The following is a 26,975-nucleotide window of genomic DNA, read 5'->3' on the forward strand; positions in this document are numbered from 1 at the left end:
GCGGTCAGGACCGCGCCGGAGGGCGCCGATGCCGGATCAAGATCACCGGAACGACGAGGATCCGAGGGCTCAGCGTCCGGATCCTCGTCGTCGTGGTGATCTTGGTCGGGCACCGGCCTCACCCGGTTCGCGCGACCCACATGGCGGCCGCGAGTTCGGGGCCGAGCAGGTGCTCGTCGTCCCCGTCGCCGAGCGAGACAACGAACGAGCCGCCGAAGGGGTGACGGCCGCGCATCAGCACCTCGGTGCCGAGGCCGAAGCCACGTTCCTTGAGGTGCCGCAGCACCGCGGGGTCGTCGTCGTCGACGCGGACGAGCCGCCCACCCCGGCCCGGTTCGAGGGTGGAAAGGGCCTGGGCGTCCTGCTCGACGGTGCGACCGTCGGCGTCGGGGATGGGATCGCCGTGGGGATCGACCTCGGGGTGCCCGAGCCGGGCGTCGATCCGGGCGAGCAGCCGGTCGGAGACGTAGTGCTCCAGGACCTCGGCCTCGTCGTGCACCTCGTCCCACCCGTAGCCGAGTTCCTGCACGAGGAAGGTCTCGAGCAGCCGGTGGCGGCGCAGCATCGAGAGGGCGTGCCGGCGCCCGGCCTCGGTGAGCGTCAGCCCGGCGTAGGGGCGGTGCTCCACCAGCCCGAGGTCGGCGAGCTTGCGGGCCATCCCGGACACCGACGACGCGGAGAGCCCGAGTCGCAGGGCGAGCCGTGAGGTAGTCGCGGTGCCCTCGGCCTCGACGAGCTTGTAGACGGCCTTGACATAGTCGTCGACCGCCGTCGAGTGGGAACCGCCCTCCATGCGCGTCAGCCTAGGCGCGGTCGGCCGGGGATCAGCCGCCGCAGCACCCGCCGCCGCAGCAGCCCCCGCCACCGGACGGCGCCATGGCGGGCCGGGCCGACGGCTGGGCCGTGGTGGCCTTGCCGCCGAGCGCCACCGTCGACAGCAGCTTGACGGTGTCGGTGTGCCCGCCGGGGCAGTCCGCGGGGTCGTCGGCCTGCTGCATCGGCCGGTTGACCTCGAACGTCGACCCGCACTCCCGGCACCGGAACTCGTAGACCGCCACGGGTCGAGCCTAGGCGGCCCGACCCGCCGTCAGGAAGCCTCTCGAGTGCCACACCAGGCAGGGCAGCAGGCCCGCCGACCTGCCTCACGGAGCACTCGGCGACGAGGCCGACGAGGGCGCGAACTCACCGCCACGCCACCGGCCGGCTTCCTACGCTGTCGCACATCACCCGAACCACGTCACGCGTCCTCGTCGCCCTGCTCGTCGTCGGGCTGCTCGCGGGCGGCGCGATCTGGTTCGCGCAGAGCCGGGGGTTCACGGCCGGAGACGTGTGGGAGGTCGTCGCGCCTCCCCCGCCAGAGCCGTGCAGCGAGCCCGACCCGACGTCGGAGGGCTGCCTGACGCCGACGGCGCTGCGGCTCCACGACGCGGCGGTCGCCCGCTTCGGCGCGCCCGACCCCGACGGCCCGCTGCGGTCGCTGACCTGCTGGTCGGAGCACGCGTGGAACCCGTCGAGCGACCACCCCGCGGGCCGGGCGTGCGACCTGTTCCCCACCCGCTCCGGGCGCTTCCCGGTCGGCGACGAGCTCGGCGCCGGCTGGGCGATGGCGACCTTCCTGCGGGACAACGCGGACGAGCTCGGCGTGCGGTACGTCATCTGGCAGGGGCGCATCTGGACCCGCGGCGGCGGTGACCGGGACGGCTGGGGCCGGCCCTACGACGGCGGCGGGGTGTACGACCCCACGGACGCGACCGGCGGGCACTTCGACCACGTCCACGTCAGCGTCCGACGCTGAGCATCGCGATCATCACGTTCGGCGTCGGTGCCGCCGGACCCCGTGCCACACTGGTTCCCGAGCGCGCCGACATCACGCCGTGACGCGCACGCCGCCTGGCCCTCGCTCCGTCGCGAGTTCCCCGACGCCCGGGCGGAACCCCCGACCTCGACGCTAGGTGCTCCCCATCTCTGACATCACGACGTTCCCCGGCCTGGGCATCTCGCCCTCGATCGCCGACCTGCTCGCCCCCCGCGGCATCACCGAGCCGACGCCGATCCAGGCCGCCGCGATCCCGGACGCCCTCGCGGGCCGCGACGTGCTCGGCCGCGGGCGCACCGGGTCCGGCAAGACGCTCGCCTTCGGGCTCCCGGTCCTCGCGAAGCTCGCCCGGTGCGACGCGCCGACGCGGCCGAACCGCCCCCGCGCGCTGATCCTGCTGCCGACGCGCGAGCTCGCGAGCCAGGTCCGCGACGCCCTCGCGCCGCTCTCCGAGGCCCTCGGGCTCGAGCAGACCGTGGTCTACGGCGGTGTTGGCCAGCGCCCGCAGGAGAACGCGCTCAAGCGCGGCATCGACCTGCTCATCGCCTGCCCCGGTCGCCTCGAGGACCTGATCGGCCAGGGCCTGGTGGACCTCGACCGCATCGAGGTCACCGTCCTCGACGAGGCCGACCACATGTCGGACCTCGGCTTCCTCCCCGCCGTGCGCCGGCTGCTGCGCCGCACGCCCGGCGACTCCCAGCGGCTGCTCTTCTCCGCCACGCTCGACGGCGAGGTGGACAAGGTCGTCAAGGAGTTCCTGCGCTCCCCGGTGACGCACAGCGTCGACCGCGCCGCCGAGCCGGTGCCGGACATGACCCACCACGTGTTCACGGTGAACGCCGCCGACCGCAACGCCGTCGTGCAGGAGCTGGCCGGCGGGCTCGGCCGCACCATGCTGTTCACCCGCACCAAGCACGCGGCACGCAAGCTGTCGCGCAAGCTCACCGCCGCCGGCATCCCGGCCGCCGAGCTGCACGGCAACCTCGCCCAGAACGCCCGCGACCGGAACCTCGGCTGGTTCCGCGACGGCGAGGTCCGGGTGCTCGTGGCCACCGACATCGCCGCCCGCGGCATCCACGTCGACGACGTCGCCCTGGTCGTCCACGTCGACCCGCCCGCCGAGCACAAGGCCTACCTGCACCGGTCCGGTCGCACCGCGCGCGCCGGGTCCGCCGGCGACGTCGTCACCCTCGCCTCGCCCGACCAGCGTGGTGAGGTCGCGAAGCTCACCCGCCAGGCGGGGATCAAGGCGAGGACCGCGCAGGTCGCCCCCGGCGCCCGCGAGATCACCGCCCTGGTCGGCGAGCCTGCCCCGTTCGCGACGATGCCCGAGGCTCCCGTCGCGCCGCAGCAGCAGCCCGCGGCCGGGTCGTCCTCGGGGTCCCGCTCGGGACGCGGGCGCCGTCGCGGCGGCAGCGGCGGAGCCGGCGGTCGTCGCGGCGGGTCGCCGGCGGCGCAGGGTGCTCAGAGCACCGGCGGACAGGCGCCCGCGGGCGGCGGCGGTCGTCGCCGCGGCGGCCGCGGTGGCCGTGGCGGCTCGGGCTCCACCCCGGTGCACTCGAGCTCCTCGTTCTCCTCGTCGTCGTCGGAGTCGCGCGGGCGCCGCACCCGCTGAGCCGACTAGCCTCGTCGAGCGTGTTCACCGGGTTCGGCGAGGCCGCGGTCGACTTCTACGAGGGACTCGAGGCCGACAACACCAAGGCGTACTGGCAGGACAACAAGCACCTGTACGACGACCACGTCCGGGCGCCGATGCAGGCCCTGCTGCTGACGCTCGAGCCGGAGTTCGGCGAGGGCCGCATCTTCCGGCCGTACCGGGACGTGCGGTTCTCGAAGGACAAGGTCCCGTACAAGACGCAGTGCGGAGCGACCGCCGGCGGGCACTATGTGCAGATCTCGGCCGACGGGATCATGGTCGCGGTCGGCTACTACGCGATGGTGCCGGGGCAGGTCGCGCGGTACCGCGCCGCGGTCGACGACGAGCGGCACGGCCCGGTGCTCGCGTCGATCGTCGCCGGCCTGCACGACGACGGATTCACCCTCGGCGGCGACCGGCTGAAGACCCGCCCGCGCGGCACGGACCCCGACCACCCGCGGCTGGATCTGCTGCGCCATCGCGCGCTCTACGCGCACACGTCGTGGGAACCGTCGGACGAGCTGCACACCCCGGAACTCGCGGACCGGGTCGCGCGGACCTGGCGACGGATGGACCCGCTGGGCGAGTGGCTCCACGAGCACGTCGGGGTCACCCTCGACGACGCCGCCCAGGGAGCGCGCGGCCGCCGCTGAGGACGCAACGAAGTGACCTCCGGGGTTCCTGGGGGTGACGATCTTTGCGTCGCCGCAGCCGGCTCGTCGGTGATCCTTGTGCCAGGACGGCCGGTCCGCTGGCATGGGTGCACACCACCACGGCGACCCACGCAGGAGTGGCCATGAGCACCAGCCACGACACCACCGTCTCCCTCGACGACCGCTACACCGCCACGAGCGGCCGCGCGCTGATGACGGGGATCCAGGCCATCGTGCGGCTGCTGCTCGACCAGCGGCGGCTCGACGGGGCCCGCGGCCTGGACACGCGGGTGTTCGTGTCCGGCTACCAGGGCTCGCCGCTGGGCGGGCTGGACTCGGAGATCCTGCGCAGCCGGCGGCACCTGGACCCGGCGGGCGTGGTGTTCACGCCCGGGGTCAACGAGGAGCTGGCGGCGACGGCGGTCGCGGGCACCCAGCTGCTCGGGGCCGTGCCAGGGCGCCAGCACGACGGCGTCGTCGGGTTCTGGTACGGCAAGAACCCCGGCCTCGACCGGGCGGCGGACGCCATCCGGCACGGCATGCTCTCCGGGACGGCGGCCCGGGGCGGGGCGGTCGCGCTCATCGGGGACGACCCGGCGTGCAAGTCGTCGACGGTGCCGAGCTCCTGCGAGCCGATGGCCGCGAGCCTGTCGATGCCGCTGCTCGCGCCGGGGTCGGTCGCCGAGGTGGTGGAGCTGGGCCTGCACGCGGTCGCGATCTCCCGGGCCTCCGGACTGTGGACCGGACTGAAGATCATCGCCGACGTCGCCGACGCCTCGGCCACGGTCGACCTCGGCGCGCTCGCCCCCGACCTGCTCGGCGTGCCGCACCCGCCGGAACGCGACCGCCCGACGTCGCCGCCGCTCGTCGGCCCGCCCGCCCTCGACGCCGAGCACGACGTGCTCACCCGCCGTCTCGACCTCGCGAAGGCCTACGCCCGCGAGGCCGGCCTCAACCGCGTCACGTTCACCGCCCGCCGCGCGCGGCTGGGCGTCGTCGCCTCCGGCACGGGCTACGCGACGGTCCTGCGCGCCCTGGACGACCTCGGGCTCGGCGAGTCCGAACTGGACGCGCTCGGGGTGCGCCTCGTGCGCCTGGCGATGCCGTTCCCGGTGGACGACGAGGCGCTCGCGGCGATGACCCACGACCTCGAGGAGGTGCTCGTCGTCGAGGACAAGGTGCCGTTCCTGGAGGGCCACGTCCGCCAGGCGCTGTACGGCACGGTGCCGCCGCCCCGCGTGGTCGGGCGCCGCGACGACCGGAACCGCCCGCTGCTGTCGGCGCGGGCCCAGTTGTCGGCGGAGGACGTCGCGACCGCGATCGCCGCCCGACTCACCGCACTCGGCGCGGAGCTGCCCGCCGCCGCGGTCGCCCACCTCGACGCGCTGCGGCCGCCCCGTCCCTCGCGCATCCCCCTGACGACCGCCGACGTCCCCTCCCGCACGCCCTACTTCTGCTCGGGCTGCCCGCACAACACCTCGACGCGCACGGACGACGACACGCTGGTGGGCGTCGGGATCGGCTGCCACGCGATGGTCGCCCTCGACGGCGGGCACCGCGGCCACCAGGTGGGCATGACCCAGATGGGCGGCGAGGGTGCGCAGTGGATCGGGCTCGCCCCGTTCACCGACGACCGCCACCTCGTGCAGAACCTCGGCGACGGCACGTTCCACCACTCCGGCTCGCTCGCGATCCGCGCGGCGGTCGCGGCCGGGGTGTCGATGACCTACAAGCTGCTCTACAACGACGCCGTCGCGATGACCGGCGGGCAGCGCGCCGAGGGACGCCTGGACGTCCCCGCGATCACCCGCGAGCTCGCGATCGAGGGCGTCCGCCGGATCGTCGTCACCACCGACGAACCCGGGAAGTACGGCAGGGGCGACCTCGACCCCATCGCGAGCGTCCGCCACCGCGACGACTTCGCCGCGGTCGAACGGGAGCTCGCGGCCGTCGACGGCGTCACGGTGCTCGTCCACGACGACCGGTGCGCCACCGAGGAGCGCCGCCTGCGCAAGCGCGGCCAGCTGCCGGCCCCGATCGAGCGCGTGGTGATCAACGAGCGGGTGTGCGAGGGCTGCGGCGACTGCGGCGACGTCTCCACCTGCCTGTCGGTGCTCCCCGTCGAGACCGAGTTCGGCCGCAAGACCCGCATCCACCAGGCGTCGTGCAACTCCGACTACAGCTGCCTCAAGGGCGACTGCCCGTCGTTCCTGCTGGTCGAGCCGGGCACCGTCGCGCCGCGGACCGTCCCGGGGCTGCCGGTCGAGCTGGTCGAGCCGACGGTGCGTCTCCTCGACTCCGCGCTCCTGCGCATGCCCGGGATCGGCGGCACGGGCGTCGTCACCGTCTCGCAGATCCTGCAGATGGCCGCCCATCTCGACGGTTCCTTCGCGGCCGGGCTCGAACAGGTCGGCCTGGCGCAGAAGGGCGGGCCGGTCGTCTCGGACGTCCGGATCGCCAAGCACCCGATCGACGGGGCGCTGCGGGCCTCCCGCGCGAGCGCCGACGTCGTCGTCGGGTTCGACCTGCTCGGGGCGGCCGACCAGGCCACGCTCGGCGTCGCCCGCCCGGGCCACACCGTCGCCGTCGTGAACACCTCGCTCACCCCGACGGCCGCGATGGTCACCGGCCGCGTCGTGCTCCCCGGTTCCCCGGACGACGCCCTGGAGAAGCTCCGCGGGGTCGCGGCCGAGGTGCACCACGTGGACGCGCAGCGGATCAGCGAGGCGCTCTTCGGCGACCACCTGCCCACCAACGTGCTCATGCTCGGCGCCGCGTGGCAGCACGGGGTGGTGCCGGTGTCGGCCGAGGCGCTCGAGCAGGCGATCCGGCTCAACGGCACCGCGGTGGAGACGACGTTGACCGCGTTCCGCTGGGGGCGCGCAGCGGCGATCGACCACGACGCGGTGCTGGCCGCCGTGACCCCGCCGACCCCCGCGGTGGTCGCCGTGGACGAGCGCTCGGCCGCCCTCGCGGACTTCGTCGAGGGCCTCGAGGACGTGCTGGCCACCCGCATCGCCGACCTCACCGGCTACCAGGACGCCGCCTACGCCGCCCGCTACGCCGAGGAGGTCCGGCGGGTCACCGCGCTCGCGACCGACGCGGCGGGTCCCGACGACGGGTCGCGCATCGGCGCGGCCTACGCCCGCGGCCTGCACCGGCTGATGGCCTACAAGGACGAGTACGAGGTCGCCCGCCTCCACCTCGACCCGGTCGAGGTCGCCCGCCGGGAGGCCGAGTACGGCGCCGACGCCGACGTGTCGGTGATGCTCCACCCGCCGGTGCTCCGCGCGCTGGGCATGCAGCGCAAGATCCGTCTGCGGGGCCGGGTCGCGGAGCTGGCGTTCCGCGGGCTGCGGGCGGCGCGCCGGCTGCGCCACACCCCGCTCGACGTCTTCGGCCTGGCCCACGTGCGCGCCGTGGAACGCGCGCTCGTCGGGGAGTACCAGCAGGCCGTGCGGGCGGGGGTCGAGGCGCTGCCCGCGACCGGCGTCGACCTCGTCGTCGAGATCGCAGGGCTGGCGGAGGACGTCCGCGGGTACGAAGAGGTCAAGCTCCGGAACGTCGAGCGGTTCCGGGCGCGGTGCGACGAGCTGCTCGGGTCGAGGGGCTGACCAGCCGGGTCGGAGGCGGGTGTGGGGGTCGTCGGGGGTCTCGACCGGTTCCAGCGCCGGCACCGCTGGGCGGGGCTCCCGCTCGCGGTCCTGTGGAAGTTCCTGGACGACGAGGGCACCTACCTCGCCGCGCTGATCACCTACTACGGGTTCCTCTCGCTGTTCCCGCTGCTGCTGCTCGCGGTCACCGTGCTCGGGTTCGTCCTGCAGGGCGACCCCGCGCTGCAGGAGGCGCTGGTCAACTCCGCGCTGCGCAACTTCCCGGTGATCGGCGACCAGATCGGCGACAACGTCGGGTCGCTGCAGGGCAGCGTGCCCGCGCTCGTCGTCTCCGTCGTCGTCAGCGTCTACGGCGCGCTCGGGGTGACGGTCGCGCTGCAGAACGCGTTCGCGCGGATGTGGGCGGTGCCGAAGGCCGAGCGGCCGGCGCTGCCCACCGCGTACGCCCGGGGGGCGGCGGCGGTCGGGGTGCTGGTCGGGGCGGTCGTGGTCGCCACCGCGCTGACGGCCCTCGGGGCGCTGCTGCCGGGTCTGCCGGCCCCGCTGACCGGGTTCGGGCAGGTGGTGCTGACGATCCTCGGGGTCGCCGTGAACGCCGCGCTCGTGGTGATCGCCTTCCGGCTGCTCACGCCGCGGGCGCTGACGGTCCGCCAGGTGGCTCCGGGCGCCGTGGTCGCGGCGGTCGCGTGGCAGCTCCTGCAGTCCACGGGTGCGTACCTCGTGCAGTACCAACTGCAGGGCACCAGCGCGAGCTACGGCGTGTTCGGGATCGTCCTGGGCCTGCTCGCCTGGATCTACCTCAGCTCCGTCGTCGCCCTGTTCTGCGCCGAGATCAACACCGTGCGGGCGCTGCGCCTGCACCCGCGCAGCCTGCTCTCCGCGATGCCCGACGACACCGCGACCACCCCGGCCGACGAACGCGCGTACACCGCCTACGCGGAGGCCGAGCGGCTGAAGTCGTTCCAGAACATCGAGGTCGGCTTCGACGCCGGGGTGCCGCAGCAGCGGTCGACGGGCGAGGACGGCGCGCCGGATCGGGCCGCGCCGCCGTCCTGAGCATCCCGGATGCCAGCAGTACGTCATTGCGTCCACCCAGCGCCAGGAAATCCGGCATCGTCGACCCTCACGCCGGGCCGCCGCGCCGAGCGGAACCAACGACGCGTTCGTGCAGCTGGACGCCACGAACGGGTCGTTCGCTCCTTGCGCCGTAGCGGTACGCCCGCGTACCTTCGCCGCCGAGGTACGACTCCGTACCAGGACGAGGAGACAGCGGGCATGAGCAGAGTGCAGGGCAAGGTCGCCGTCGTGACCGGAGCCGGGTCGGGAATCGGCCGCCAGCTGGCGCTCGAGCTCGCGCGACGCGGCGCCCGGCTCGCGATCTCCGACGTCAACGAGACCGGCCTCGCCGAGACCGCGGACCTCGTCAAGGGGCTCGGCGCCGAGGTGCACACCGCGCGGCTCGACGTCGCCGACCGGGAGGCCGTCCTCGCGTACGCGGATGCGGTCGAGGAGCACTTCGGCGTGGTGCACCAGATCTACAACAACGCCGGCGTCGCGTCGTCGGGCACGGTGCTCGACGGCGAGTGGTCGGAGTACGACCACGTGCTCGGCATCAACCTCTTCGGCGTCATCAACGGCACCAAGGCGTTTCTGCCGGCCGTGGTCCGATCCGGCGATGGCCACGTGGTCAACCTGTCGTCGCTGAACGGAATCATGGCCCAGCCCGGGATGTCCGCGTACTGCACCGCCAAGTTCGGCGTCCGCGGCTTCACCGAGACGCTGCGCGCGGAGATGCTCGCGGCCGGCAGCCCGGTCGCCGTGACCGTCGTGCACCCCGGCGGGGTGAAGACGAACATCGCGACCGCCGCCTTCGAGCGCGGTTCCGCCGCCGGCCGGACGACGGCCGCCGACGAGGCCCGGACCAGGACCTACAACGAGAAGCTGCTGAAGATGCCGGCCGACCAGGCGGCGCGGATCGTCGTCGACGGCGTCGAGGCCGGGAAGCCGCGGGTGCTCGTGGGCAACGACGCGAAGCTCGTCGACCTGTTCGTCCGCCTCGTGCCGCGCTTCTACCCCGCCGCGCTCGTCCGGTTCGGCGGCAAGGCGCTGGGAGGCCGCTGACCGGCTCCTCGCGCAGGGGATGCGTCACCGCGTGCACCGGACACCAGGACGTCGACATCGTCAGTTCCGCGGGTTGCGGACGGCCGCCTCGTCGCGCACCATCCATTGGGATGGCGCTCGGATGGTGGGGGGCAGGTCGTGGGAGAGGTCGACAAGACCGAGAAGATCACCGTGAACCTCGGGCTGGTCGACCTCGGGCACATCGACCTCCTCGTGCAGGAGGGCTTCTACACGACCCGCACCGACTTCATCCGCACCGCGATCCGCAACCAGCTGAACGCCAACGGCCCGGCCCTCGACCGCACGGTGGCCCGCCGGACCCTGGTGCTCGGCACCCAGCACTTCTCCCGGAGCGACCTGCAGGCCCTGCGCGAGCGCGGCGAGCAGATCCACATCCGGGTGCTGGGGCTGGCGAGCCTCGCCGAGGACGTCGACCCCGACCTGGCGGTGGCCACCATCGCCTCGGTCGAGGTCCTCGGCGCGTTCCGCGCGAGCCGGGCCGTCAAAGCGGCCCTCGGCTCGCGGATCGTCTGAGCCGTCGGCGGCGTCGGGGACCACCCGTCGCCCGACACCTCGCTCCCGAGGGGACGACGCGATGACCGCACCACACCGAGCCCGCCGACTCGTCGAGGCGCTCGCCGACCGCGTGCGCCGGATGCCCATGCCGATGACGGCGGGCGCCGGCCCGACCCCCGCCGCCGTCCTGGAGGCCACCCGCCTCACGCGCGCGGGCCGCCTCACCGAGGCGATGTCCGCGCTGCAGGGCGCGGGCTCGATGCCCGGAACCTTCCCGACGATGCCGAGCTCGTTCCCGACGATGCCGAGCCCGTTCCCGACGATGCCGAGCCCGTTCCCGACGACGGCCGGGGCACGGACCGACGCTCCGGGACGCGTGTCCCGCGGGTCCTTCACCGGTCCGGCCGGGACCCGCAGCTACCGCGTCGTCGTGCCCTCGCAGCCGCAGGACCGCCCGGCCCTGCTCGTCATGCTGCACGGCGGCACCCAGGACGCGGACGTCTTCGCGGCCGCGACCGGGATGGACGACCTCGCCGAGCGCGAGGGCTTCGTCGTCGTCTACCCCGAGCAGTCCCGGCAGGCGAACGCCATGGGCTACTGGAACTGGTTCGAGCCGAGACACCAGGGCCGGGACGGCGAGCCGTCGTTGATCGCGGGCATCGTCCGCACCGTCGCCGACGAGCACGGCACCGACCCGCAGCGCGTGTTCGTCGCCGGCTTCTCGGCCGGAGCGGCCATGGCCGCCGTGATGGGCGCGGCCTACCCGGACCTCGTCGCGGGCGTGGGCGTGCACTCCGGGCTCGCGGCCGGGTCGGCGCGGGACGTCGGGTCCGCGTTCGCCGCGATGCGCACCGGCGCCTACCGCCCGGCGTCGCTGCGCGTCCCGGTGGTCGTGGTGCACGGGACGGACGACGGCACCGTCGCACCCACCAACGCGGGCCGGGTCGTCGAGTCGGCCCTGAGCGACTCCCCCGGCTGCGCCCGCACCGAGGAACGGGGAGGCGGCGGCTCCGCCCGGCACTGGTCGCGCGAACGCTGGACCGACCGCGACGGCCGGGTCCGGGCCGAGAGCTGGACGGTGCACGGGACCGGCCACGCCTGGTCCGGCGGGCGGGCCGGCGGCTCGTACACCGACCCGGCCGGCCCCGACGCGAGCGCGGCGATGTGTATGGCCTTCGGCCTCGTGAGCACCAACTGGGGCGATAGCCCCAGTTAGTGCTCACCTGCGCGGAGCGCACACGCCAGTCGCGTGAACCCCTCGTCGAGCGGGACCTGCGGGGCGTACCCCAGGTCCCGCTTCGCCGCGGCGATGTCGAACCAGTGGTCGGTGGCGAGCTGGCGGGCGAGGAAGCGGGTCATCGGCGGGTCGCCGACCGACACGAACCGCTCGAGCCCCCGCCACACCGTCTCCACCACGGCCCCCGCGGCGACGGCCACCGGCAAGGGCACGGTCGCCGAGATCGGCTCCAGTCCCCCGGCCGTGACGATGCCGTTGACCAGTTCCCGTACCGGGCGCGGGTCGCCGGAGGTGACGAAGTAGGGCCGCCCGGCGCACGGTGCGCCGGGCACCAGCCTGTCCGCCGCGTCGAGGTGGGCCCGCGCGGCGTCGTCGACGTAGGTGGTGTCGATGACGGCCGACCCGTCCCCGACGAACCGCAGCCGCCCGGCCCGTGCCCGCGCGAGGATGCGCGGGACGAGCTGGGTGTCGCCCGGACCCCACACCAGGTGCGGGCGCAGGGCGACCGTGGCCAGTCCCGGGCCGTTCGCGGCCAGCACCAGGCGCTCGGCCTCGGCCTTCGTCTCCGGGTAGGCGGAGTCGAAGTGCGTGGCGTAGGGCAGGGACTCGTCGCCGCCCCGGATGTCGCCGCCGGAGTGCACCACGCTCGGGGTGCTCGTGAAGACCATCCGCCCGACCCCGGCCGCCCGGCACGCGCCGAGCAGCGTCCGGGTGGCCTCGACGTTGCTGCGCCGGAATGCCGCCCGGCTGCCCGAGATGCCGGCGCGGGCGGCGACGTGGAAGACGACGTCCACGCCGTCCACGGCCGCGCAGGCCGCGACCGGGTCCGCGAGGTCGCCGCGGATCGTCCGCACGCCGCGGTCCCGCAGGGCGGGGTAGTCGCCGCGCGCGATGCTCGTGACGTCGTCCCCGCGGTCGAGCAGGGCGTCGACGACCGCCCCGCCGAGGAAGCCCCCGCCGCCGGTCACCAGGGCCCTCATGTCAGCTCCGCCGCGGCCCAGCGCCCGAGCGCCTCGCGGTCGATCTTCGAGTTGTGCCGCGGGTCGACCGGCAGCCCGGGGTGCTCGAGCAGCGTCGTGATGGGCTTTGTCCGCGGGTCGGCGGCCGCGAGATCGCGCAGCTCGCGGGTCACCTCGTCGGTCAGCCGGTGGCCGGGCCGCATCTCGACGACCGCCACCGGTGTGCGCGCCTCCTCCGGGCCGATCCCGACGAGGGCTGTGCGCCGGACCGCGGGATGGTGGTTCAGCACCTCCTCGCACGGCACGCTGTAGAGCGGCCCCTCGGCGGTGTGCACGACGTGCGCGACGCGACCGGCGAACCACAGCCGGCCCTCGCCGTCGGCCGCCGCGAGGTCGCCCATCCGGTGCGCGAGCCGCCCGTCCCAGGACAGCTTCGCGGCCGCCGTGGCCTCCGGGCGCTCGGCGTAGGCGGGGCTGACGACGGAGCCGCGGACGACGACCTCGCCCACCTCACCGGCTCCGACCAGCATCGACGGGTCCAGCTCGACGACCGGTCCGGCGTCGGGCCGGATCAGCGTGACGTCCACCCCGGGGACCGGACGTCCGACGCAGATGCCGTCGTCGGGGAGCCCGAGGAGCTCGTCGCTGCCGATCGTAGCGACCGGCAGGGCCTCGGTCGCGCCGTACGGGGTGTGCACCCGGGCACCGGGCGGGAGCAGGTCCAGCACCCGGCGCTGGACGTCGCGCGGCACGGGCGCGCCCGCCGAGATCACCTGGCGCAACGACGGCAGGCGGGTGCCGGCCGGCACGCCACGCCCGAGGCGGTCGAGCACGGCCGGCGAGCCGAACATGACGGTCGCGCCGGTGCGGTTCGCCGCGTCGACCAGCCGCGACGGCACCACGGCCGCCGGCTTCGTCGGGTCCATCCGCGGCACCACCGTGGTCATGCCGAGGGCCGGTCCGAACAGCGCGAACGGCGGGAAGGTGGCGAGGCTGACGTCGCCGGGCCCGAGCCCGTAGAGGTCCCGGACGAGGCCCGCCTGGGCGAGCAGCCCCTCCTCATGGTGCTCGACGCCCTTCGGTGGGCCGGTGCTGCCGCTGGTGAACAGGATGGCCGCCGGCGCGCCGTCCGGCCGCGGGAGCGGCGGCAGGGCCCGCCGTCGGGAACCGTCCCGTTCGAGCCGGCGCAGGGAGTGCGTCCCCGGTACCGGCAGCGGGCCCGCGGTCACGGCGAGGCGCGCGTCCGGGCACCACCGCAGCGCGCGGCGCGCCAGGTGCGCCCGGGCGATCCCGACGAAGGCCTCGGGCGCGGCCTCGTTCAGGCACGAGCGCACCCGGTCCAGCCCGATGCCGGGGTCGACGACGACGGGGACGGCCCGGACCCGCAGCAGGGCGTAGGCGAGGACGAAGAAGTCGGCCGTCGGGGGCACGAGCAGCGCCGTCCGCGTCCCCGGGCCGATCCCGACGTCGAGCAGCCCGGCGGCGGCGTCGGCCACGCGGCGGGCGAGGGCGCCGAAGGTGAGGGTGCGCCTGCGTCCGAACGGGGCCGGCAGGTCGAGCGCGACGTCCTCGGGGCGGGACGCGGCGTGCCCGGCGAGCATGCCGTCGAGCGTGGTCACGGTGGCCGTCATCGACCCGCCGTCAGGAAGGCACGGACCCGCGGCACGATCGCGTCGGCGGCGTCCTCGAGGACGTAGTGGCCGGCGTCGGGGTAGCGGTGGACCTCGGCGTGCGGCAGGTGGTCCTCCAGGTGCCGGAGGATCGTCGCGTCGAAGACCGGGTCCTTCATCCCCCAGTGCACCTGGACCGGGTGCGCGTCGAGGACCGGCAGGCGCTCGGCGAGCCGGACGAGCACGGGGTGCGCGGGGTCGCCGGGGCCGGTCGGGATGTCCTGCACGAAGGCGTGCACCGCGACCCGGTGCTCCGGGCGGTCGTAGGGCGCGAGCAGGCCGCGGCGGGCCTCGGCGTCGAGCCACGGCCGCCCGCTGCCGAGGACGAGCGCACCCAGGGAGAACGCGTTGAACCGGCGCACCAGGACGTCGCCGACGACGGGCAGCCGGGCCGCCTGCAGCGTCCACGGGATGCGCTTGTCGGCGGGCAGCGGGAAGGCGGCGCTGTTCAGGACGACGATGCGGTCCACCCGGTCCGGGTGCTCGACGGCCCACGAGAGGCCGATCGGCCCGCCCCAGTCGTGGACCACGAGGTGCAGCGGCTCGTCGAGGTCGAGGAGCTCGACGAACGCGGTCAGGTCGGCGACCCGGCGGGCGAGAGTGTGCGGGTAGGCATCGCGGCCGGGTTTGTCCGAGCGGCCCATGCCGATGTGATCGGGCGCGATCGCGCGGAACCCGTCGTCGGGCAGAGTGGAGAGCAGCGAGCGGAAGTAGAACGACCACGTCGGATTGCCGTGCACGTGCAGCACCGGCGTGCCGGAGCCCTCGTCGACGTAGGCCATCGTGTGGCCGCCGATCTCGACGGAGCGCTGCTCCAGGGTGAAGGCCGTGGTCACCAGATCACCTCGGCGGCCGCCGCGTTGATCCCGCTCCCGACGCCCATGAGCATCACGCGGGACCCGTCGGTGACGGTGCCGTCCTCGACGGCCTTCGACAGGACCGTCGGGACCCCGGCCGGTCCGATGTTGCCGAAGTGCGGGAACTGCGACGGGAACCGGCCGATGTCGAGGCCCAGCTGGTCGGCGACGGCGCGGGTGTGCACCTTGGACACCTGGTGCAGGCAGTAGACGTCGTAGCTGTCGGTGTCCCAGGCGAAGGCCGAGACGGCGTCCTTCCAGGCGCGCCCGGCGAGTTCCATGCCGGCCGAGAGCAGTCCCGACGAGTCCGTGCGCATCTCGTCCGCCTGCCCGACGCACAGCTCGGCGTTGCCCATCGTGCTCGCGCGGCCGAGGCCGCCGAGGAAGCGGTGGCCCGTCGTGCCGCGGGACAGCACCATCGCGACCGCGCCGGAGCCGACGGTCAAGGTGGCGAACTGCTGGTGGAACATTTGCCGCGTGGCGTCGTCGCCCGCGAGACGGGCGATCGTCGATTCCATCGCGAATCGACTGGTCTCGCCCGCGACGACGAGTCCGTGGTCGATCTCGCCGGCCTCGATCATCGTCGCGACCACGTTCATGCCGTTGAGGAATCCGAGGCAGGCGTTGCCCAGGTCGAAATTGCCTGCTTCCGGCGACAATTCCATGCGCCCGTGCACGATGCTCGCGGTGGACGGTTCCAGGTGGTCCCGGGAGACCGACGTGTTGATCAGCATGCCGATGTCGTCCCGGGCGACGCCGCTGTCGGCGAGGGCCTTCTCGCCGGCGCGGGCGGCCACCTCGCTGGGCATGGTCCCCTCGTCCCACACCCGCCGTTCGGCGATGCCCGAGAGCTTCTCGAGCAGGCCGGGCGTGATGCGCAGCTTCCCCAGCGTGCCCGCCAGCCGGTCCTCGAGCTCGGTGGAGGTGACCACGTGCGGCGCGTCGACGTGCGCGAGCCCCGTGATCACCACGTCGTCGTAGCGCTGTGCCGCTCTCATGGTTCCGAGAATGCTCTCCGGATTGTTCCGTCGCCATGAGCGGTATTGCGGACAGCGCGTTCTCCGAACTCGTTGTTCCTGCTACCGCGAATCGTAGGAAACGCCGGGTAACAGGAAGATCCGTCGATCCCGGTGGGCCGAACGGACGCACCGCACGGTGCGCTGCCAGGGCAGCGCACCGTACGGCACTACTGCTGCGTACGACGACGGGTCGGATGCGACTTTTCCATCATTCCCCGTCGTCCCCGCAGTCGCAGCAGCAGTCGCAGCAGCAGTCGCACAGACCGTCGTCGACCGACCATCCGGCGACGATCAGATCCACGTGCAGGCGGACGAGCAGCCGTGCCCCTTCACCGAGCTCGCCCTCGTCGTCGGCGAGGGCGAGCGTGTGCTCGTGGGCCCCGGCCGCGTCACCCCGGGCGATCGCGATCTGGGCGAGCCGGAGCCGGAGCCGGCGAGGGCCGTCCCCGTACGGCCCGAGCGCCTCGGTGAAGCAGTCCGCCGCCTCGGCCAGGTGACCGCGGCGGAAGGCCAGCTCCCCCAGGACGCCCTGCCGCCGCCTCTCGAGGCCGAACCGGTCCGGCCGGCCCAGCGCGCGGAGCTGCTTCCCCAGGCCGGCCATGTCGTCGGCCTCCAGACACAGCTCGGCGAGGCGGAGCGTGTCCTCCTCCCGGCGCTCCCGGGCCTCGGAGACCCGCTGCGCCGCGATCTCCTCGAGGGCGTGCGACGCCGCGCGGACGCCGGCGGTGGCCGCCTGCCACAGGAACGTTTCGGCCTCCTCCCGGCGCCCGGCCCGCAGGTGGGCCCGGCCCGCGCGGTCGGCGGCGAGTGCGGCCAGGTGCGGATCGGGCCCGCTCGCCGCCGACTCCCAGTGCTCGCGCGCCACGCGGCCGTCGGACAGCCACGCGTCGATGTCGCCGAGCGCGATCAGGGCACGCTGGTCGGGCACCGCGGCGGCGAACACCGGACGCAGCGCGTCGCGCACCACCTCCTCGGCGCGCCAGTCCTCCAGCAGCTGCGCGGCCGCGCGGATCGTCGGGTCATCGGGGGTGTTGGTCCGGAGGACGGCCGCGATGCGGAGCGCATCGCGGCGCGCCTGCTCTCGCTGCGCCGTCGACATGCGTTCATCGTGAGCCCGTTCCTGCTGGTCGGCGACGGGTTTTCGCGGCCTCGAGCCACCACGCGACGACGTCGCGCTTGGTGTGGCCGTCACGGTCCGGGGCCTGCGCGAGCCTGCTCATCGCCGTCGTCAGGCCGCGCGCGAGGTCGTCGGGATCGCCGGGTTCGGTGAGGACGACGTCGGGGTGGTCGCGGAGGTCGTCGGCGAGACCGGTCTCGGTCGTCGTGACCACGCGGCAGCCGTGCGCGAGGCCCTCCACCAGCGGCAGGCCGATCTGCTCGCGCCAGCCGGGGCGGCGGACGGACGGCATGACGACGACCGCGCTCGTCCGGAGGAGCTCGTGGATCTCTCGCCGGGGCGGGTCCGGGCGCAGTTCGGCCTTCCGCGGGAGGGGCGGGGGCTCGTCGCCCGACGGGTCGGCGACGACGAGCTGCCAGTCCGGGTCGAGGCGTTCCCACGCCTCCCTCAGGACCGGGAACCCCTTGCGGTCGGTGGGTGCGCCGAGGAAGAGCACCCGTCGTTCCCGGGTCGTGCCGCGCGTGGGTCCGCACACCGTGCAGGTGTCGATGCGGGGCGGGAGGACGGCGTGCTGGATGCGGTCGAGCGAGCGGCCGAACGTGGCGAGGTAGTTGTCGGCCGCTCCCGTCGTCCCGAAGGCGATGAGGTCGAGGCCACGCAGGGACAGGCCGACGGCGCGGGTGCGCGATCCGAGGCGCTCGGCCGCGTCGAAGTTCTCGATCGCGTAGGTGGCGACCCGGATGCCCGGCCGCACGGCCCTGGCCACCGCGATGTACCGCAGTGCCTTCTTCCACTCCCCGAACCACAGGGGCTCGGCGACCTCGAGCACGACGAGATCGGGATCGCGGAGCTGCCGGAGGTAGGTGCGCCACGTGAACGGCCGCACCCGCGGGTCCCGGAGGAGTTCGGCGTCCGCGTCCGTGCGCGCGGAGGTGAACAGCAGCGCCTGCGTCGCGGGCATCTCCTCGACGACGGAGCTCCGCAGGTCCGGGACGATCCGCAGCGACTGCACGGGGACAGGTTCCCGCCCGTCGCGGCCGGGAAGCCCGTCGGTCCGACGTCCCGTCAGGCGCGGACGCCCCGCTGACCGACCGCGCCCCGCAGGCCGACGCACCCGATGCACCCGACGCAGTCCACGCAGTCGACGCACGCGATGCACCCCACGCACCGGGAGCAGTCGACGCAGGCCAGCGTCGCGACGCAGCGGCGCAGCCCGACGCCGACCAGGGTGAGGACGCTGGCGACGATCCCGACGCTGCCGGCCGTCGCCACGCTCCCGGCCACGGCGACGCTGCCCGAGGTCGCCACGCTCCCGGCGACCGCAACGCTCCCGGCCGTCGCGACGCTGCCCGCGACGGCCACGCTCCCGCCCGTCGCCACGCTGCGCACGACGCCGACGCTGGTGCTCGTCGCGACGCTGCCGGCCGTCGCGACGCTGCTGGTGGTGTCGACGCTGCCGACGGTGGCGACGCTCCGCGTCGTGCCGGCGCTGCCTGCCGCGGCGACGCCGGGGTCCGGGGTGCCCTCGTCCCGCTCGGCCATGGGGGGAGCGTGCCGGAGGCCGCCACCGGCGTCCAGGGCCCGTCGGAGCTCGGCGGCCGGCGCGGCCGGGTCAGTTGCCCCGGGGCGGCGCGACGCGGGTCCCGTCGGGGAACTCGGCCTCCAGGCCTCCCCTCGGCCGCCGGGCACGAGCGCCGCCGAACGCGGTGAGGACGACGATGACGGCGGTCAGCGGGAGCACGGCGATCGCGAGGTCGGACAGGGCCACGTCGAGGGGCCGCGTCGTCGTGAGGAGGCCGACGAGCAGGGCGGGGAGCCCGGCCCCGAGGTAGAAGGCCGAGTACACCGCCGCGGCGACGCTGCTCGCCCGGTCGGCCGGGGCCGCCGTGCTCACCGTCGTGGTGGCGGCTCCGTAGAGGAGACCGTTCGCGAGGCCGGCGACGACGGCGGCCGCCACGATGCCGAGCAGGGAGTCCACACCGATCGCGAGGATCGCGAGGGGAACCGTCAGCGCGATCAGGCCCACCAGCTGCGATCGCCCGAGACCGAGGCGCCCGACGAGGGGCAGGGTCAGGGCCGACCAGACGAGGACGGCGGCCGTGATGCTCCCGGCCACGAGCGGGTCGCGGAGGTCGAGGGCGCGCTCGACCAGCGACGCGGTCAGCCCGAGGAAGAGGCCGGCCACCGCCCACCCGAGGAAGCCGCTCACGGCGGCGATCACCAGCGCTCGACGGGCGGCCGGGGACAACCCGGACCTGCGGACTGTCCTGTCCGTGGTGTGCCCGGGCCCGGCCACCGAGCCGAGCCCGACGAACACGACGGCGAGCAGGACCAGGTTCACCGCGAAGGGGACGAGACCGGGCGTCGGGCCGTAGCGCGTGAGGGCGCCGCCGAGGACCGGGCCCGCCCCCGTGCCGATCACGAACACCAGGGCCGAGACCCGGCCGGCGCGCACCTTGTCCGCGCCGCTCGACGCCACCGCGACACCGGCCCCGGTCATGACGGCGAGTGCGACGCCGTAGGCGATGCGGCCGAGGAGCAGCCAGCCGGTGCCCCCGGCGACGGCGAGCACCAGCGACCCGGCGGCGGCGATCGCGACGCCGGCGCGCAGGACCCGTCGCGGAGGCAGGCGGTCACCGAGCGGGCCGAGCAGGAACACCGCGGGGACGCTGACCAGCGGGTAGACCGCGTAGACGGCCGTCAACGTGAGGTCGCTGAAGCCGAGGTCGGCCTGGTAGGCGGGGTAGAGCGGGCTCGGGATCCCGGCGCCCGCCGCTCCGAGGGCGAGGAGCGCGAGCGCCCACGCCCGCGCTCGTGTCGGCTGCGTCGTCATCACCGTGCACGATGCGGACGCTGGGCGTTCAGCACCAGCGAACGCTTCTTCACTCAGCACGTAGCATTGCTTCATGATCGATCCGCGGTTGCGGACGTTGCAGCTCGTGGCCCATCACGGCTCGGTGACCAGGGCTGCCGAGGCACTGCACTTCACCTCGTCCGCGGTGTCCCAGCAGCTGCGCGCGCTCGCCGAGGACCTGGGCGTGCCCCTCGTGCGCCAGGTCGGGCGCCGCATGGAACCGACGGCGGCCGGGCGGACCCTGCTGCGGCACGCCGAGGCGCTGCACGCCCACGCCGAGGCGGCCCGTGCCGAGCTGGCGGGCACGGAGGACACGACCGGGTCGATCGGCCTGTGCGGGTTCTCCACCGCGGCCACCGCGTTCCTCGTGCCCACGGCCGCCGCGCTGCGCGACCGGTTCCCCGGGACGGTCATCCAGGTCGTCGAGGCGGAACCGGCCCGGTGCGTCGACCTGGTGCTGGCCGGTGACTGCGACCTCGCGCTCCTCGTCGTCGACGACCGCGTCCCACCCGAGACCGACGCGCGGTTCGAGCAGCACGCAGTGCTCGACGACCCGATCGACCTCGCCGTCCCGATCGGCCATCCCCTCACCGCCCGGTCCTCGGTGACGTTGCGGGACGCCGCGCACGAATCGTGGATCACGTGCCGCCCCGGCAGCGCCTACCACCGGTTGACCCTCGCCGCGTGCCAGGCCGCCGGGTTCCGCCCGCACGTCGCGCACCACGCCGAGGAGTGGGACACGGGCGCCTCGCTGGTCGCCCACGGGTTCGGGATCTTCATGCTCCCGCGGCTGGCGGCCGTCCATCCCGACACCGGGGTCGTGCGGCTCCGCCTGGACGGTCCGGCGGTCCCGGTCCGCCGGATCGTCGCCCTGACCCGAGCGGGCGCCGCGGGCCAGCGCGTCATCGCGGACGCCCTGGAGCGGATCACGAGCGCTGCGAAGACACGTCAGGGGCCTGCTCCGGAGTCCGGAACAGGCCCCTGATCGCGGGAGCCGCCTTCGGGATTCCCGGGGACGCCCGGGAGTCCGCCCCGCAATCGAGTCACGCGCGGGACGATCGTCGGAGGAGCCACACCAGGTAGGGCGCGCCGAGGATCGCGGTGACCACCCCCAGCGGTACCTCCACCGGCGCGAGCACGGACCGGCCGATGCCGTCGGCGGCGACGACGAGCAGGGAGCCGAGCAGCGCGGACATGACGGTGAGGCGGCCGGTGCCGTTGCCCACCAACGGACGGGCGAGGTGTGGGGCGACGAGACCGATGAAGCCCACCGTCCCGATCGCGGAGGCCGCGCCGCCGGCCAGCACGGCTGCGGCGAGCAGTACGGCGACGCGGGTCCGGCGCAGGGAGAGCCCGAGGGCGCGCGGGAGGTCGTCGCCGAGGGCCAGCAGATCGACCGAGCGTCGGGCGAGGGCCACGGCGACGCCCGCGAGGACGGGTAGGACGAGCCAGGACAGGGCGTTGTAGTCCCGGGCGTAGCTGCTCCCCGCGAGCCACGAGAGTGCCGCCGCCGCGTTGAACTGCGCCCCCGCCACGATCATGTTGACCACGGCGGCAGCCGTCGCGGCGACCCCGAGCCCGACCAGGACGACGCGCGTGGGGTCGAGGGTTCCCCCGCTGCGCGCGAGCAGCATGACCAGCCCGGCCGTGGCGATCCCGCCGAGCCCGGCGGCGAGCGGCAGCAGCAGGGCGGGCGCGCCGGGCACCACGCCGATGACCACCACGGCGAGCGCAGCGGCGCCCCAGCTGATGCCGAGCAGGCCCGGTTCGGCCAGCGGGTTGCGCACCACCGACTGCACTGCCACGCCGGCGACGGCCAGGCATGCGCCCGCGAGGGCGGCCACGACGATGCGGGGTAGGCGCAGGTCGAGCACGGCGACCGAGAGGGTGTCGCCGGCTCCGACGAGCGTCGCGAGGACCTGCCCCCATCCGATGTCGACGTCCCCGGTGCGTACCGCGAACAGCAGGGCGAGGACCAGTAGCACCGCGGCCGTCGTCATCGCGATCCAGGCGCGGTTCGGGCCGTCGCGTCGGCCACGGCCGGTGGTCACCGCCGCGCCGCCGTCGACGTCACCGGTGACCACGCGTCGCGCGAGCAGCACGAACACCGGCCCGCCGACCAGCGCGGTGACCACGCCCACGGGGACCTCGCTGTAGCCGGCGGACGACGGCAGCACGATCTGGGCGATGGAGTCGGCGCCGAGCAGGAGCACGGCCCCGGCGGCGCCCGCGAGCGGGAGGAGCAGGGCGTGGCGCCGGATGCTGAGCGCTCGAACCGCGGCCGGCGCGACCAGCCCCACGAAGCCGACCGGCCCCGCGAGCGTGACGCAGGTGGCGGCGAGGACCACGGTCAGCAGCAGGGCCCCCGGCCGGACCCGGTCGACCCGCAGCCCGAGCGCGGCTGCGGCGCTGTCACCGAGGGCCAGCAGATCGAGCGGTCGTGCGAGCAGCGGGACCACCGTGAAGCACACGGCGATCACCGCGCCGAGCACCAGCGGCCGATCGAGGCTCGCCGCGAGCAGCGTGCCGTTGCCCCAGAAAAACAAGCCCCCCGTCGCCCCTTCGTCGAGGATCTGGAGGAACTCGGCGACCGCGGTGCCGGCGAGGGTGATGCTGGCCCCGGCGAGCAGGACCCGCCCGGGCGCGGCCACGCCACCGGACGTGATCAGGTACACCAGGGCGGCCGCGAGCAGGGCGCCGAGCAGCGCGGCACCGCCCTGGCCGAGGACGCCGATTTGCACGCCGGACACCGCGACAAGCGTGACGGCGGCGTAGGCACCCGCATTGATGCCGAGGGTGTCGGGGGCGGCCAGCGGGTTGCGGGTGGAGCCCTGCACCACCGCGCCGGCCACCCCGAGCGCGAGACCGACGAGAAGCCCGGTGAGGGTGCGGGGCAACCGGGCGCCGAGGACGACCTCGACCGTGCGCGGGTCGGCGGTGCCGTCGAGGACGCGGAGCAGCGCGGTGGGGCCGACGTCGGACGCGCCGACGCCGAGGTGCGCGACGATCGCGCCCACGAGCGCCGTGACCGCACCGACGACGACGGCACCGATGGCGAGGCTCGTCCGCGCCCGACCGCGCCCCCGTGGACAACCGTCGGGGTGCGCGGCGTCCCTCGTCCGGGGGGAGGCCGAAGCGCTCACACCCCGAACGCCCGGCCTGCCTGGTCGAGCAGGAACATCATCGAGGAGGGACCGCCGAACTGCCAGGTGCCGGAGTCGAGCCCGGTCGTGCGGTTCTCGGCGACGAAGGGCAGTCCCTGATAGAGCGGATTGGCCGCGAGGGCGCCGGTGAACGGGTCGTCGGCGGGGTTGGCGACGTAGAGGAACTGCGACTGCGGGGAGATCCGCGTGAGTCCCTCGACGCCGACGATGGTCAGACCGTAGGCATCTGCCTGGCCCGTCCAGGTGTTGCGCAGACCCGCGGCGTTGAGCGCCTGCGCGGCCGCGGAGCGGTCGGTGAAGAGGCGGATCGTGGGTGCACCCTGGCTGGTGTAGCCCTGCGCCATGCTGTAGGCCGCGCCTTCCCGACCGGCCGCCGCGAGCCGAGAGCGCAGCTCGCCGGTGCGGGCCTCCAGCGCACGGAGTACGTCCTCGGCCCGGTCGGTGCGACCCACCGCCGTACCGACCCCACGGAACCGCTGCTCGAGGTTCTCGAGCTGGGGTTCACGCTTGTAGTCGAACGACAGCACCGGCGCGATGCGGCTCAGCGCCTCGTAGCCCGCGCCGACCCGGTCCTCGGAGGCGATGATCAGGTCGGGGTCGAGAGCCGTGATCTGCTCGAGGCTGGGGGCGTTCCGTGTGCCCACGTCGCGCACGCCCGGCGGGATCGCCACGTCGGGGGCCTGCAGCCACTCGCCGTACCCCCGGATGTCGGCGACCCCGACGGGGACGACACCGAGCGCGAGCAGCTCCTCGGTGTGGACCCACTCGAGCGACACCACACGCGTGGCCGGCCCGGGCAGCCCGACCGGGCCGCGGGCCGTGTCGATGGTGATGGCCGCGGGGGCCTGTGGGGCGCTGGCCCCCGGGTCGCCCACTGTTCCGCCGCACGCAGCGAGGAGAACGCTGCAGAGCAGCAGCGCGAAGGCGGCACCTCGGCGCCCGGGCACCGGACGTCGTGTCATGTCAGCTCCTCGGTTCGGGGTTCTCGTGAGGTCGGTGCCGGGGGAAGCAGGCGAGCCGGCCGGTGGTCCGGTCGCGCACCACGTCGACCTCGATCCCGAAAGCGCGTTCGATGACCTCGGGGACGAGGACCGCCTCGGGCGAGCCGGACGCGACGATCCCGCCGTCGGCGACGACGACGACCTCGTCGCCGTAGGCGGCCGCCTGCATCAGGTCGTGCAGGACGACCCCGACGGCGATGTCGTGGTCGTGGGCGAGGCGGCGCACGACGTCGAGCACCTCGAACTGGTGACGCAGGTCGAGGTAGGTCGTGGGCTCGTCGAGCAGCAGGATGTCGGCACGCTGGGCGAGCACCGTCGCCAGCCACGCCCGCTGGCGCTCGCCGCCGGAGAGCTCGTCGAGTCGGGCCTCGGCCAGCGCCTCGGCGCCGGTGACCTCCAGCGCCCACCCGACGGCGTCCCGGTCCTCGCCCGTGTGACGGGCGAACGCCCCGCGATGGGCGTAGCGACCGTGGCGCACGAGCTCCCGCACATTCACTCCGGCCGGCACCAGCGGACTCTGCGGCAGGAAGGCGAGTCGTCGCGCGATCTCCCGGCGCGACAGCCCGGCCAACGGCTCGCCGTCGATGCTCACCGTCCCGGCGTGCGGCTCCTGGAGCCCCGCGACCGTCCGGAGCAGCGTCGACTTGCCGCATCCGTTGGGTCCGACCAGCACCGTGACGGCGCCGCCGCGCAAGCAGAGATCGAGACCGTCGAGGACGCGGCGAGCGCCATGCCCGACGGCGAGCTCGGACGCGACGACGCGTGCTCGACCCACCGAACTCCCTCCTCGGAAATACTTGACCGTGGTGCTCGTCAGGGCAGCCTCACCTTAGGCAGCCGGCCGCGGATCCGCCCGAGCGGGGACATTCGGGACACGGAGAGGCAGAACGCACCATCTGGGACGGAGAGGCACCGGCGCGGCGACGCCGCCCGCCCCTCCCGACCACTCGCCGTTGGATGCGGTCCGCTCGGAGGAGTCCACCGGGAAGGCCCGGGGTGGACGGAAGGAGGCCCTGTCGCAGTGCGACAGGGCCTCCACCTTCGGAGCCGCCTTCGGGATTCGAACCCGAGACCTACGCATTACGAGTGCGTTGCTCTGGCCGACTGAGCTAAGGCGGCAGCAGCGACGAGTGTAGGGGACCTGGGCTCCGCCCCGGACGAGCGGGGTCAGGCCGGCACCTCGCGGAGCCGGTCCACGACGGCGTCCGACGGGGCACCGCCGACCGTCAGCTGGTTCAGGGTGGCCACGCCGTCGTCGAGGAGGTCCACGTCGTCCGCCGGACCGTCGGTCGGCACCGTCATCTCTTCGCCGGCGAGCTCGACGGTGAGTGGGTCGCGGACCTGCACCTCGTCCGCGACCCGCCCCGACGGATAGTTGACGTTCACGACGGTGCCGGGCGCGAACAGCTCCGGGCCGAGCGTCTGCACGAGCCGGGTGACGTAGGCGGCGGTCGCAGTGCAGTCGCTCTCGGACCTCGCCCGGTGCGTGGACGACGCGATCGCCGGGACGCCGGCCGTCGCGGCGGTGACGGCGGCGCCGACGGTCCCGGACTCGACGATCCCGGTGCCCGAGTTGTGGCCGAGGTTGGTGCCCGAGACGACGAGGTCGGGCGGGTCGGAGCGCATGAGCTCGAGCCCGGCGCGGACCGCGTCCACGGGCATGCCGTCGACCGCATAGGTGTCCGGTCCCTTCTCCCGGAGCTCGGTCCTGCCGTCCGACGAGGCGCCGACGCCGCTGCGGTTGCTCTCCGGCGCGACGAGCGTGACGTCGTATCCGGCAGCCGTGAGCACCTTCCGCACGGCGGTGATGCCGCCCGCCTGCCACCCGTCGTCGTCCGTGAGCAGGATGCGTAGCGGGGCGGGGGCGGCCGCCGGCGTCGCCGTCGTCGGAGCTGGTGCTCCACCTGCGCGAGGTACCGGGGCCGGTGGAGCGGCTCCGCACGCGCCGAGCAGGAGTGCGGCGAGGACGAGGACCAGCCGGTGCGCCCTCACGCCGGCTGCGGCGGGTGGAGCGCCACCGGCAGGCGATCGAGGGTGATGCCGAAGACGTCGCGGTAGGCCGAGAGCGCCTCGCCGTCGGAGAGGTCGTCCTCGGTGCGGGTGCCGTCCGGCGCGGTGCGGATCAGCCGGGCGCCGGCCAGCGTGACCCGGCCGCCCTCACGGGTCGGCAGCGTGCAGGTCGGCCCGTGGGTGAAGCCGGAGTCGGGGTGGGTCGCGGTCCAGAAGCAGGTCGGGGCGAAGTCGGCGCGGGAGCGCTCCCGGCGTTCGAGCCGGTAGCCCGTCTTCCCGGCCGGGCTACGGACCTCGACGTCGCCGTCGGCCTGCGGCTCGAGCTGCGTCGATGGTGCGTCCAGCGCCGTGGGCGGCACCATGAACCCGCCGAATCCGACGTCCACGAGCCGCTCCGACGTGCCGTCGTGAAGGCTCAGCGCCATGTGGGCGAGCGGCGCCGTGTCGCCGTCGGGGGTATGGACCACGCCGCCGAGGAAGCGGACGTCGTGGCCGAGCTCGCCGAGCAGCCAGGCGAACAGTCCGTTGAGTTCGTAGCAGAACCCGCCACGGCGCCGGACGACGATCTTGTCGTAGAGCGCCTCCGGCCGGGTGTCGACCGTCTCGCCGAGGTGGATCGACAGGTTCTCGAACGGAACGGCGTGGAAGTGCCGCTCGGTGAGGGTGGCGACGTCGTCGTTCTCGTCCGCACCGATGCGGGAGAGATAGGTGGCGACATCCATGGCGCCCGG

General features: G+C 74.4%; 24 protein-coding genes and 1 tRNA gene. 9 read left to right on the forward strand and 16 right to left on the reverse strand.

The features are described from left to right. Positions 1-118: 118 nt before the first annotated feature. Entirely contained in the window at positions 119-793 is a 675-nt protein-coding gene (locus tag WCD74_RS17120; RefSeq protein ID WP_337696081.1) for a metal-dependent transcriptional regulator, read from the reverse strand. 31 nt (positions 794-824) lie between these two features. Further along, positions 825-1,058 (reverse strand): FmdB family zinc ribbon protein, encoded by a 234-nt coding sequence (locus WCD74_RS17125; RefSeq protein ID WP_337696082.1) that lies wholly within the window; start codon positions 1,056-1,058, stop codon positions 825-827. Positions 1,059-1,327: 269 nt separating this feature from the next. Between WCD74_RS17125 and WCD74_RS17130 the strand changes: the two genes are divergently transcribed. The 8 genes from WCD74_RS17130 (at position 1,328) to WCD74_RS17165 (ending at position 11,572) form a co-directional block, all read left to right on the forward strand. Then, the gene (locus tag WCD74_RS17130; RefSeq protein ID WP_337696083.1) at positions 1,328-1,795 is read left to right on the forward strand and encodes a VldE C-terminal domain-containing protein; all 468 of its coding nucleotides are present in this window, start codon (positions 1,328-1,330) and stop codon (positions 1,793-1,795) included. A 157-nt stretch (positions 1,796-1,952) separates the two neighbouring features. Next, on the forward strand, positions 1,953-3,431 hold the full coding sequence (locus WCD74_RS17135; protein ID WP_337696084.1) for a DEAD/DEAH box helicase: 1,479 nt from the start codon (positions 1,953-1,955) through the stop codon (positions 3,429-3,431). 20 nt (positions 3,432-3,451) lie between these two features. Next, on the forward strand, positions 3,452-4,105 hold the full coding sequence (locus WCD74_RS17140; RefSeq protein ID WP_337696085.1) for a DUF2461 domain-containing protein: 654 nt from the start codon (positions 3,452-3,454) through the stop codon (positions 4,103-4,105). A 143-nt stretch (positions 4,106-4,248) separates the two neighbouring features. Then, entirely contained in the window at positions 4,249-7,719 is a 3,471-nt protein-coding gene (locus WCD74_RS17145; RefSeq protein ID WP_337696086.1) for an indolepyruvate ferredoxin oxidoreductase family protein, read from the forward strand. Between the two features lie 21 nt (positions 7,720-7,740). After that, the gene (locus tag WCD74_RS17150) at positions 7,741-8,775 is read left to right on the forward strand and encodes a YihY/virulence factor BrkB family protein (protein ID WP_337696087.1); all 1,035 of its coding nucleotides are present in this window, start codon (positions 7,741-7,743) and stop codon (positions 8,773-8,775) included. Positions 8,776-8,994: 219 nt separating this feature from the next. Beyond that, the gene (locus tag WCD74_RS17155; protein ID WP_337696088.1) at positions 8,995-9,840 is read left to right on the forward strand and encodes an SDR family NAD(P)-dependent oxidoreductase; all 846 of its coding nucleotides are present in this window, start codon (positions 8,995-8,997) and stop codon (positions 9,838-9,840) included. A 138-nt stretch (positions 9,841-9,978) separates the two neighbouring features. After that, entirely contained in the window at positions 9,979-10,374 is a 396-nt protein-coding gene (locus WCD74_RS17160) for a ribbon-helix-helix domain-containing protein (protein ID WP_337696089.1), read from the forward strand. Positions 10,375-10,435: 61 nt separating this feature from the next. Then, on the forward strand, positions 10,436-11,572 hold the full coding sequence (locus tag WCD74_RS17165) for an extracellular catalytic domain type 1 short-chain-length polyhydroxyalkanoate depolymerase (RefSeq protein WP_337696090.1): 1,137 nt from the start codon (positions 10,436-10,438) through the stop codon (positions 11,570-11,572). On the opposite strand, the gene WCD74_RS17170 is transcribed toward WCD74_RS17165, so the two are convergent. From WCD74_RS17170 to WCD74_RS17205, 8 genes are all read right to left on the reverse strand, one after another. Further along, a complete protein-coding gene (locus WCD74_RS17170) occupies positions 11,569-12,573 on the reverse strand; it encodes an NAD-dependent epimerase/dehydratase family protein (RefSeq protein WP_337696091.1) in 1,005 nt (334 codons plus the stop codon). The genes WCD74_RS17165 and WCD74_RS17170 overlap by 4 nt on opposite strands. Beyond that, positions 12,570-14,183 carry a fatty acid CoA ligase family protein gene (locus WCD74_RS17175; protein ID WP_337696092.1) on the reverse strand — a complete coding sequence of 538 codons (1,614 nt, stop codon included), beginning with the start codon at positions 14,181-14,183 and terminating at the stop codon, positions 12,570-12,572. Before WCD74_RS17175 ends, WCD74_RS17170 begins: the two co-directional genes overlap by 4 nt. Then, positions 14,180-15,058, reverse strand: a complete 879-nt coding sequence (locus tag WCD74_RS17180; RefSeq protein WP_337696093.1) for an alpha/beta fold hydrolase — start codon at positions 15,056-15,058, stop codon at positions 14,180-14,182. The genes WCD74_RS17175 and WCD74_RS17180 overlap by 4 nt, the downstream gene beginning before the upstream one ends. Next, positions 15,055-16,077 carry a 3-oxoacyl-ACP synthase III gene (locus WCD74_RS17185; RefSeq protein ID WP_337696094.1) on the reverse strand — a complete coding sequence of 341 codons (1,023 nt, stop codon included), beginning with the start codon at positions 16,075-16,077 and terminating at the stop codon, positions 15,055-15,057. Before WCD74_RS17185 ends, WCD74_RS17180 begins: the two co-directional genes overlap by 4 nt. Positions 16,078-16,306: 229 nt before the next feature. Then, positions 16,307-17,197 carry a hypothetical protein gene (locus tag WCD74_RS17190; RefSeq protein ID WP_337696095.1) on the reverse strand — a complete coding sequence of 297 codons (891 nt, stop codon included), beginning with the start codon at positions 17,195-17,197 and terminating at the stop codon, positions 16,307-16,309. A gap of 4 nt (positions 17,198-17,201) precedes the next feature. Then, on the reverse strand, positions 17,202-18,227 hold the full coding sequence (locus tag WCD74_RS17195) for a glycosyltransferase family 4 protein (protein ID WP_337696096.1): 1,026 nt from the start codon (positions 18,225-18,227) through the stop codon (positions 17,202-17,204). Between the two features lie 53 nt (positions 18,228-18,280). Next, on the reverse strand, positions 18,281-18,757 hold the full coding sequence (locus WCD74_RS17200; protein WP_337696097.1) for a hypothetical protein: 477 nt from the start codon (positions 18,755-18,757) through the stop codon (positions 18,281-18,283). A gap of 70 nt (positions 18,758-18,827) precedes the next feature. Then, a complete protein-coding gene (locus tag WCD74_RS17205) occupies positions 18,828-20,048 on the reverse strand; it encodes an MFS transporter (RefSeq protein WP_337696098.1) in 1,221 nt (406 codons plus the stop codon). Between the two features lie 73 nt (positions 20,049-20,121). On the opposite strand from WCD74_RS17205, the gene WCD74_RS17210 reads away from it, so the two are divergent. Beyond that, a complete protein-coding gene (locus tag WCD74_RS17210) occupies positions 20,122-21,054 on the forward strand; it encodes a LysR family transcriptional regulator (protein WP_337696100.1) in 933 nt (310 codons plus the stop codon). A 58-nt stretch (positions 21,055-21,112) separates the two neighbouring features. Here WCD74_RS17210 and WCD74_RS17215 read toward each other — a convergent pair whose 3' ends face one another. The 6 genes from WCD74_RS17215 to WCD74_RS17240 all read right to left on the reverse strand — a co-directional run bounded on the left by WCD74_RS17215 (position 21,113) and on the right by WCD74_RS17240 (position 26,966). After that, positions 21,113-23,086 carry an iron ABC transporter permease gene (locus WCD74_RS17215; protein WP_337696101.1) on the reverse strand — a complete coding sequence of 658 codons (1,974 nt, stop codon included), beginning with the start codon at positions 23,084-23,086 and terminating at the stop codon, positions 21,113-21,115. A gap of 122 nt (positions 23,087-23,208) precedes the next feature. Further along, positions 23,209-24,195, reverse strand: coding sequence for an ABC transporter substrate-binding protein (locus WCD74_RS17220; protein WP_337696102.1), 987 nt, complete (start codon positions 24,193-24,195; stop codon positions 23,209-23,211). Position 24,196: 1 nt separating this feature from the next. Beyond that, a complete protein-coding gene (locus tag WCD74_RS17225; RefSeq protein WP_337696103.1) occupies positions 24,197-25,009 on the reverse strand; it encodes an ABC transporter ATP-binding protein in 813 nt (270 codons plus the stop codon). 270 nt (positions 25,010-25,279) lie between these two features. Continuing rightward, positions 25,280-25,353: transfer RNA gene (locus WCD74_RS17230), tRNA-Thr, on the reverse strand. Between the two features lie 48 nt (positions 25,354-25,401). Next, positions 25,402-26,226: a 5'/3'-nucleotidase SurE gene (locus tag WCD74_RS17235; RefSeq protein WP_337696104.1), complete on the reverse strand. Its 825-nt coding sequence runs from the start codon at positions 26,224-26,226 to the stop codon at positions 25,402-25,404. Next, positions 26,223-26,966, reverse strand: a complete 744-nt coding sequence (locus WCD74_RS17240; protein ID WP_337696105.1) for an arylamine N-acetyltransferase family protein — start codon at positions 26,964-26,966, stop codon at positions 26,223-26,225. The genes WCD74_RS17235 and WCD74_RS17240 overlap by 4 nt, the downstream gene beginning before the upstream one ends. Positions 26,967-26,975: the final 9 nt, after the last annotated feature.

This window comes from Actinomycetospora aurantiaca, from assembly GCF_037401875.1.
Taxonomy (GTDB): Bacteria; Actinomycetota; Actinomycetes; order Mycobacteriales; family Pseudonocardiaceae; genus Actinomycetospora; species Actinomycetospora aurantiaca.